A 3,586-nucleotide genomic window follows, 5' to 3' on the forward strand; every position below is an offset into this window, starting at 1 on the left:
TGTGCGAACCAGACCCTGGGTCGTTTATGCCAAACCACCTTTTGCCGGTCCCAAAGCGGTGCTGGCCTACCTGTCGCGCTATACCCACCGCGTCGCCATATCGAACCGCCGCCTCCTGGCGTTCAACGAAAAGGGCGTGACGTTCCGCTACAAGGACTACCGGCGGGACACGGCCCAGCAGCAGCAGGTCATGACACTCGCCACGGATGAGTTCATCCGCCGCTTCATGCTGCATGTCCTGCCACGGGGATTTCATCGTATCCGCCACTATGGCCTGCTCGCCAGTTCCAACCGCAAGGCCAGTCTGGCCCGGGTGCGGGACCTGCTGAAGGTCATACCCACATCAGCGCCGGAAGTCCCGGAAGCCGGACCGGTCACGCCACCGCCCTGCCCATGTTGTGGTGGTCCGATGGTCGTCATCCAGATCCTTCCCCGCTGGTGCCAGCCCCGAGGGCCGCCACGGGCGACTGATCCAACCAAGGGATCACCATGACAGCCCGCAGATACGACAGCATGACCGATCCCGATGTCGGAGTGGCTCCGCGCCGGCAAACCGGGGCTCCTGTACGCATCACCGGAAAACCCGGGAAAATCGCTGCCTATACTGCCAGTTCTGACATCGCGTCATGCAGATCCGGTCACAAAAACCCGTTCCAGTTCCACAAACGCACCTGTATGCTCTGGCTCAGGCTCTCCCCCGGGTAGCGCCAGTTGCAAATTCCCCATAACTGAGTCCCGGTGTCGCGGGTTCGGTCTTCCCAGACTTTCGTACGCCTCGCGGCGCCCGAAACCCTTCAGGAGAGCAGACAGTCTGGTTTCGGCTGAAAGAGCAGAACGTATTCCAGCCAAAAATCACAGGGTTCCACCATCCATTTATTTAAGTATCTATTCTTTGTATTCGTAACATACGTGTTTTATAGTATTACGTTTTCCATATTTGATGTATTAAAGTAAATTATTGAAATAACTCCATATCAGTCCCCTCTGGGAAATTTCCCTTTATGATGAGATCCTCGTTTCCATCACCTAAATGAAATAATTGAAAAATTTGTATTCCTGGAATTGGATTTGAAATTTCACAATTTTTGAGAACTTTCGGAAACATATATTAATCCATCAAAGCTCGACTAAGCGGCACTTGTGCCTCTTATTAACCGAGCATCTGAGACGCCAGATGCACCACTGTGCGCTGAGTTTCCTGAGCAATCCCATCTTCGATAAACCTGACCGCCGACAGGCCACTTCAGACATGAATCCGTTGTAGGAGTCTGACTGGCTCAATCCCCACATGTGAGCTGACAAGCCTGATCCTATGTCCGAACCTTTGTGGAGAAATAGCATAGGGCCGTTGTGAACCAGCAAGGTCGGGATTCAGACATATGGTACTTGATGCCGGGCATTCCGTGAACTACAGTTCTCATTCAGTATCCGCTATTAGGAAACATTTCAATAACCCACGAAGATTGGCATGAAAGCGACTTTCTAGTAGTCTGCTTATGACAATAGGAAGGATAAATATTCATGCGGAAGCGTATTAAGTGATAAATTGAAATAATTACAAAATGATGAGCGATAATTATCTATGCCAAACAATTTAATAAATTTTTTATCCTCCCAGGATATCTATACATTCCAATACAACTTCTTTCCTGTCGGTCAAGGGCTTTTTACTGCGGGTGTCGTAACGAGAAAACAACGCCTGCCATTTCAATGGGTTTACGATTGTGGAACAGAGCGTGGTCGGCAGAAAAATCCGCGTCGTCGCTTGCTCCGTCAAATTAACACATTCCGCGGTGTATCAGACGCTTTTTACCCAGAAAATCGGCATCTAAACTTGGCCTGTATTTCACATTTTGACACAGATCATATCAGTGGCTTTGTTGATCTTCTACGTTACTATACAATTGGAACTTTAGTGATTCCTTATCTGACTCCTTGGCAACGCCTCGAAATAGCACTCAATACTGGATCCACCGCAAATGGGTGGTTCATGAAATTTTTATTAACTCCTGCGGAGTATTTTATCGATAATTTTGCAGACCGAATTCAGCGTATTTTATTAGTAGGGCCGAGCGGCGATGCACAGCCGCTTGAACTCAGTGATCCGGAGAGACCTTTAGTGCCGGTAGAGGGTGCAGATGACATTATTTTTGAGACGGGAGATGATTTAGGCGAAACAGAAGACTATGCACCAAATAAGAAGGGAGCGTCCGGAGTGATTATATCATTACTTCGCCCCGGTGGGACTATTACTATCCATCATATATGGGAGTTCGTTCCTTATAACGATGCCAATTACAGTTCTCACGTTACGCAGAATTTTAAAGATAGTGCCATTAAATCTCTAAAAATTATAAAAACAGGAAAAATATCTGATAAGATAAAAGAATTAGATAAACTTAAAGTCCTTTATGACGCTCAATTTAAATCCCCCAATGCAAAAAAAATTGACGGAATACGTCGAAATATAATTTCGCTTTTCCTCTACTGCGGACCTGTCGGGAAGGCTCGGCTCGTACATCAGCAAGAATACTGCCTTCGCCGACGGCATTTGCAGTGGTGCACGGGCTCTATCAGCTGCAATTTGAAAAGCGACCGCATGGGCCAATTACTTACGGGCGATGGATACCTTAAGACCCCGGCTCAAATAAATGCTTTAATACGTTTTTATCGCCCGTATCTTCGACTTTACCACAGTGCCGTGTTACAAGTCATGCACCATGGATCTAGAGAAAATTGGCACGCAGGCGTGGCAAAGATGCTTGATCCGCAAGTGAGCGTCTTCAGTTCTAATCCTGAACGAAAGAGATGGTATCATCCACATTTTGAAGTACTCCGCGATTTTATCAATCATCATCCCATTCAGGTTGATGCTAGAGATGGATGGGCATGGCGGGGTATGTTCGAATTTCGATAATGTTGAATGCCTTCACTGCGTATCACCAATAGCTCTTTTTTACTCGTCTAATTTAGGTGGCGACCAGAAACTATAGGGAACAATCGCAACGCCAAAGCTTTGCTCAAGTTTGAAGATGCCCTTGTACGTCGTATCTGAGGGCGACTACCGCCTGTCTGCTCCTGTATCACTGAGCAGACAGGCAATTCAGGGCAGAAATTCGGCTGTCGGTGAGAAAATATAGAAAGCGGCCTGTTACATAAATCCTGATAGTCAATTGCGTCACAAGCCCAGAAAACGATAAGGTTGATCTACTACACAGCTTTATCTGGAGGAATGGAACAAACATCGCCAGTAGCTTTCTTCATTAACGATCTTTATTCAGTACGCAGATTATACGAAAAATAGATATCCAAACCAATTTTGCGACGTAGGGAGTGCATTTGTTGGATTTAGTCAATGTTTCGTCGGACGTGACGCCCACACGGGCACTTCACTTGCTTACGACTGATACTACGGGCTATCACCTTTGACCTATATGAGCCCATTTTCTGAGGCCGATGGAACGGATGGTCTGTGGCAGGGCGGTGAGGTTGTTCCATGCGGTGCATGCGGCTTCGATGATGTGTTCGATGCCGCTGAACACGGTGTTGGACAGCCAGTTGGCGCGTAGGAACTGCCAGATATTCT

The 3,586-nt window shown here is 47.4% G+C and carries 2 protein-coding genes and 1 pseudogene; 2 read left to right on the forward strand and 1 reads right to left on the reverse strand.

Translation table 11 applies throughout. The features are described from left to right. The coding region (locus GXY01S_RS16425; RefSeq protein WP_174520996.1) for an IS91 family transposase at positions 1-493 on the forward strand (493 nt) is incomplete at its 5' end. A gap of 1,089 nt (positions 494-1,582) precedes the next feature. Beyond that, positions 1,583-2,917, forward strand: a complete 1,335-nt coding sequence (locus GXY01S_RS18435) for a ComEC/Rec2 family competence protein (protein WP_146222828.1) — start codon at positions 1,583-1,585, stop codon at positions 2,915-2,917. A gap of 502 nt (positions 2,918-3,419) precedes the next feature. On the opposite strand, the pseudogene GXY01S_RS18440 reads toward GXY01S_RS18435, so the two are convergent. Then, positions 3,420-3,586, reverse strand: a pseudogene (locus GXY01S_RS18440) (IS630 family transposase); the annotation flags it as partial.

The organism is Komagataeibacter xylinus NBRC 15237, from assembly GCF_001571345.1.
GTDB classification, from domain to species: Bacteria; Pseudomonadota; Alphaproteobacteria; order Acetobacterales; family Acetobacteraceae; genus Komagataeibacter; species Komagataeibacter xylinus.